Annotated in this window: 6 protein-coding genes; 3 read left to right on the forward strand and 3 right to left on the reverse strand. The window is 69.7% G+C overall.

Going from position 1 to position 4,470, the window contains the following annotated elements; translation table 11 throughout:
• The coding region (locus DK459_RS26415; RefSeq protein ID WP_110135281.1) for an NRDE family protein at positions 1-742 on the forward strand (742 nt) is incomplete at its 5' end.
• Between the two features lie 91 nt (positions 743-833).
• Positions 834-1,268, forward strand: coding sequence for a carboxypeptidase-like regulatory domain-containing protein (locus DK459_RS26420; RefSeq protein ID WP_006385052.1), 435 nt, complete (start codon positions 834-836; stop codon positions 1,266-1,268).
• Positions 1,269-1,342: 74 nt separating this feature from the next.
• Here the strand turns inward: DK459_RS26420 and DK459_RS26425 are convergent, their stop codons facing one another.
• On the reverse strand, positions 1,343-1,717 hold the full coding sequence (locus tag DK459_RS26425) for an MAPEG family protein (protein WP_006385051.1): 375 nt from the start codon (positions 1,715-1,717) through the stop codon (positions 1,343-1,345).
• Between the two features lie 239 nt (positions 1,718-1,956).
• Here DK459_RS26425 and DK459_RS26430 point away from each other — a divergent pair, with 239 nt between their 5' ends.
• Positions 1,957-2,808, forward strand: coding sequence for a CPBP family intramembrane glutamic endopeptidase (locus DK459_RS26430; RefSeq protein WP_110135170.1), 852 nt, complete (start codon positions 1,957-1,959; stop codon positions 2,806-2,808).
• 52 nt (positions 2,809-2,860) lie between these two features.
• Here DK459_RS26430 and DK459_RS26435 read toward each other — a convergent pair whose 3' ends face one another.
• Together DK459_RS26435 and DK459_RS26440 are read right to left on the reverse strand one after the other, a co-directional pair.
• Positions 2,861-3,919, reverse strand: coding sequence for an alkene reductase (locus tag DK459_RS26435; protein WP_006385049.1), 1,059 nt, complete (start codon positions 3,917-3,919; stop codon positions 2,861-2,863).
• Between the two features lie 45 nt (positions 3,920-3,964).
• A complete protein-coding gene (locus DK459_RS26440) occupies positions 3,965-4,306 on the reverse strand; it encodes a helix-turn-helix transcriptional regulator (protein WP_006385048.1) in 342 nt (113 codons plus the stop codon).
• Positions 4,307-4,470: the final 164 nt, after the last annotated feature.

Below are 4,470 nucleotides of genomic sequence, written 5' to 3' on the forward strand. Positions count from 1 at the left end.
CGCCGCCAACCGCGATGAATTCCATGCCCGGCCGACGCTGCCCGCCGCGCAGTGGGCCGACGCCGCCCACGTGTACGGCGGACGCGACGCGCTGGCCGGTGGCACCTGGATGGGCGCGACCACCGGCGGGCGCTATGCGCTCGTCACCAATTTCCGCGAACCCGGCCGGGTGGTCGCCGACGCCCCCTCGCGTGGCGCCCTGGTCGAGGATTTCCTGCGCGGCCATGCCGCGCCGGCCGACTACATTGCCGCCGCCCATGCCGCGGGCCCGGCCTACAACGGCTTCAACCTGATCGTCGGCGACGCCCGGGGCGCCTGGTACGCCAGCAACCGCGATGGCGCCCCCCGGCCCCTGGCGGCCGGCGTCTACGCCCTGTCGAACCACCTGCTGGACACGCCCTGGCCCAAGCTGGCGCGCACCAAGGCCGCCTTCGAACGGGTGCTGGCCCATGACCCGCAACCCGACCTGCCGACGCTGTTCGAGGCGCTGGCCGATCGCAGTCCGGCCGACGATGCCGACCTGCCCGCCACCGGCCTGGCGCCGGATCGCGAAAAGCTATTGAGCAGCCCGTTCATCGTCAGTCCCAACTATGGCACTCGCAGTTCCACGGTGCTGGCCCTGCGCGATGACGGCACCGGCCTGCTGACCGAAAAACGCTTCGCCCCCGACGGCGGCGCCAATGGCGAAAGCGTCCTGGCATTCGCCTGGCGTGATCATCCCGCGAGCGCCACGCCGGGATAGCGCATGCCCGCGCAAGCGCCCCGCCGTGGCGAACTCGCCGACGCCAGCGCGGTCGAACCTCTTGCGTGATCATCCCTTCAAGGAGAATTGCATGAACAAGCGCATCGAACGTTGCACCATGGCCGCCGCGATGGCCCTGGGCACCCTGGCCTTTGCCGGCGTCCTGTCCACCGCGCAGGCGGCATTGCCGCCCGTGCAGCAACAGGGCAGCGTGCAGTACGTCAGCGGCGGCATCGGCCTGGACGAATCCGAGGCCATGAAGGCCGCGGCCAAGGACTACCCCCTGGCGCTGACCTTCGCCGCCCAGCGCGACGGCAAGGCCGACTACGTCGCCAACGTCGCCGTCACCATCAAGGACGGCCAGGGCAAGCAGGTGCTGCACGCCGAATCCGGCGGCCCCTACATGCTGGTCAAGCTGCCCGCCGGCCAGTACAAGGTCTCCGCCACCTACGAAGGCAAGGCGCAGGAACGCGATGTGAAGGTGGAGAACAGCGGCACCGCGCGCGCCGTGTTCGAGTGGAAGTGAAGCGGCAATGACGGCCAGGCATCCTGGCGAGGCGCGCGGGGCGCCTCGGACCGGGCGTTGGCCGCCGCGGCGTCCTACACGCCCGAGAACAGGATGGCGATGATGAAGCCCATGCTGATCGTCCAGACCAGCGAACGCAGCGCGCCCCAGCCCGCCAGGTACATCGCCAGATAGCCCAGGCGCACGCCCAGCCAGCATGCCATCAGCGTGGCCACGTGCGCAGCCGGCGCCTGCGTGTAGAGGGCGAACAGCACCGCCCCGAAAAAGAACGGCAGGGCCTCGAAGGTATTGGCCTGCGCCGCATTGGCGCGGGCGCGCCAGCCTTCCTGGCGGGCCAGCCAGGTACGCGGATCATTGTTGTCGAACTGCTTGCCACCGGCCTTGGCCACGATCGTGCAGACGAACGGCAGGATCGCCGCCGCCAGCATCAACCAAGCGATCATTTTCATTGTTGCTCCTTGCGCGCACGCGCCCCTTCCCGCCACCGGACGGGAGGCGCCGCCGCTGCGGCATGGTCGCCCGAAAGCGCGGAAATGAAAAGTGCCCGATGGCGCACCGCAAACGGAAAGCGGCCGCCGGCAAAGGCGAACGCGCAAGGCGGCGCTTACACTTGCGGGTTTGGGCGCCGCCGCGTCGACCGCGGCCAGTGTGCCGGCCATGCGCCGCCCGTCGCCTCGCAGGAAGATACATGCCCTTTGCCTCACCTGGATCCCTGATGTTTCTGGCCGCCGCCATGTTGTGGCCGGCGGCCACCCGCCGCTGGGCGCCGCTGGCGCTGGCGCTCGCCTATGCCTGGGCCTGGACGCAGGGCGGCATCGACCCCGTGGCGCTGGCCTGGCCGGCATTGCTGCTGCTGGCCGCGCTGCTGGTGCGCCCGGCCACGCCTGGGGCGGCCAGCGCCGCCGGTCATACGCTGTTCGTGATCCTGGCGGTGCTGCTGTTCCTGCATTGGCTGCCCGGTTTCCACAATCCCCTGGTGATCCCGCGCGCCGCCCTGACGCCCGATGCCGTGCCCTTCAGCATGTACCTGAACCTGGACAAGCCGCTGGTGGCGTTCTGGGTGGTGCTGGCCGCCGCGCCCGCCATGGCCGGCGCCGGCGCGCGCGCCACGCTGCTGGCGGCGCTGGCCGCCTGCGCGGCCGCGGCCGTGGCCTGCCTGGGGTTGGCCCTGGCGCTGGACGTGGTGGCATGGGCGCCCAAATGGCCCGACTCGGGCTGGCTCTGGCTCGCCAACAACGCCTTGCTGGTGACGCTGGCCGAGGAAGCGCTGTTCCGCGGCTATGTGCAGGAACAGCTGGCGCGCTGCTGGCGCGACCGTCCCTGGGGCGCCACGGCGGCGCTGTCGATCGCGGCGCTGCTGTTCGGACTGGCGCACTATGCCGGCGGCTGGCAATGGATGCTGCTGGCCGGCATTGCCGGCGTGGGCTACGGGCTGGCCTACCGCTACGGCGGCCTGGCGGCCGCCGTGCTGGCCCACCTGGGCCTGAACGCGGCGCACTACGGCTTGTTCACCTACCCGATGCGCGCCGCCCTGTATTGAGACGCGGACGCCGCCGTTGCCAGTCCTTTGCGACCGGCAACGGCGGCGGGGCTCAGGCCACCGCCAGGGCGGGGTAGTCGGTGTAGCCGGCCGCGCCCGAGGCGTAGAAGGTCGACGAGTCCGGGGCGTTCAACGGCGCGTTCAGCGCGAAGCGGCGCACCAGGTCGGGGTTGGCGATGTACTGCACGCCGAACGCCACCGCATCGGCGCGGCCCGCGGCGATCGCCGCCTCGGCCGATTCGCGCGTGAAGCCTTCGTTGGCGATGTACACGCCGCCGAACGACTCCTTGAGCTGCGGGCCCAGGCTGTCGGCGCCCTCGCGCTCCCGCGCGCACAGGAACGCCAGGCCACGACGGCGCGCCGCCCGCGCCACATAGTTGAAAGTCGTCGCCGGATCCGAATCACCCATCGTATGCGCATCGCCACGCGGCGACAGGTGCAGGCCGACCCGGCCGCCGCCCCAGACGCTGACGCAGGCATCCACCACTTCCAGCATCAGGCGGGCGCGGGCCTCGAGCGAGCCGCCGTAGCCGTCGGTGCGCTGATTGGTGCTGTCCTGCAGGAACTGGTCCAGCAGATAGCCATTGGCGCCGTGCACTTCAACGCCGTCGAAACCGGCTTCCTGCGCCAGTTGCGCGCCGCGCCGATAGGCCTCGACGATGCCCGGGATCTCATCGGTCTCGAGCGCGCGCGGCACCACGTAACCGCGCTTGGGGCGTACCAGGCTGACATGGCCACCCGCCGCGATCGCGCTCGGCGCCACCGGCAGTTCGCCATTCAGGAAAACCGGATCGGAAATGCGGCCCACGTGCCACAACTGCGCGAAGATGCGGCCACCGGCCTCATGCACCGCCGTCGTCACCTTGCGCCAGCCCTTGACCTGCTCCTGCGACCACAGCCCCGGCGTGTCGGCATACCCCACGCCCTGCGGCGTCACCGAGGTGGCCTCGGTCAGGATCAGCCCGGCCTCGGCGCGCTGGACGTAGTATTCGACCATCAGGTCGTTCGGCACCCGGCCTTCGCTGGCGCGCTGGCGCGTCAACGGGGCCATGATGATGCGGTTGGGCAGGGTCAGTTCCCCCACTTGCAAGGGTTCGAACAGCTGGCTCATAACAATCCTCGTGCCCGGCGGGCGGGCTTGGGTAGCGGCGGCAGGCTACATGTCTTGGTTCAATTGCCGCAGGAACGCGGCAATCACGGGTTCATTGCGACGGAAGAACACCCACTGCCCCACCTTGGTGGCCGAGATCAGTCCCGCGCGCTGCAGCACCGCAAGGTGCGAAGACACGGTGGACTGCGACAGCCCGCAGCGCCCATCGATATGGCCCGCGCACACCCCGTGTTCGAAGGTATGGCCCGGACGTTCCTCGAAGTGCGCCTGCGGCGTCTTCAACCACCCCAGGATCTCGCGGCGCACGGGATTGGCCAACGCCTTGAGAATGGCGTCGACATCAATGTCCGTGGCGGCCTCGATGGCGGTGGAAGCAGTGGTCGTCATATTGAAATATCGCAATTTATCGAATCTTATATCGAGACATTCCGATATATCGTTATGCCCCTGCCGGCCAAGGGGCTTTCCCCCCCGGCCACCCGCCATCATCGCCCGGCCTTCGCCAACCGGCTCTCACTCCCCCTGCACCCGTCCCCGCAGGCGCTTGACCT

It is taken from the genome of Achromobacter sp. RW408, assembly GCF_003184165.1.
Classification (GTDB): Bacteria; Pseudomonadota; Gammaproteobacteria; order Burkholderiales; family Burkholderiaceae_B; genus Achromobacter; species Achromobacter xylosoxidans.

What these genes read in the sequence shown, in the direction of transcription:
- DK459_RS26420 (WP_006385052.1), top strand. Translation starts at nt 834, where the DNA reads ATGAACAAGCGCATCGAACGTTGCACCATGGCCGCCGCGATGGCCCTG.
- DK459_RS26425 (WP_006385051.1), bottom strand. Translation starts at nt 1,717, where the DNA reads ATGAAAATGATCGCTTGGTTGATGCTGGCGGCGGCGATCCTGCCGTTC.
- DK459_RS26430 (WP_110135170.1), top strand. Translation starts at nt 1,957, where the DNA reads ATGCCCTTTGCCTCACCTGGATCCCTGATGTTTCTGGCCGCCGCCATG.
- DK459_RS26435 (WP_006385049.1), bottom strand. Translation starts at nt 3,919, where the DNA reads ATGAGCCAGCTGTTCGAACCCTTGCAAGTGGGGGAACTGACCCTGCCC.
- DK459_RS26440 (WP_006385048.1), bottom strand. Translation starts at nt 4,306, where the DNA reads ATGACGACCACTGCTTCCACCGCCATCGAGGCCGCCACGGACATTGAT.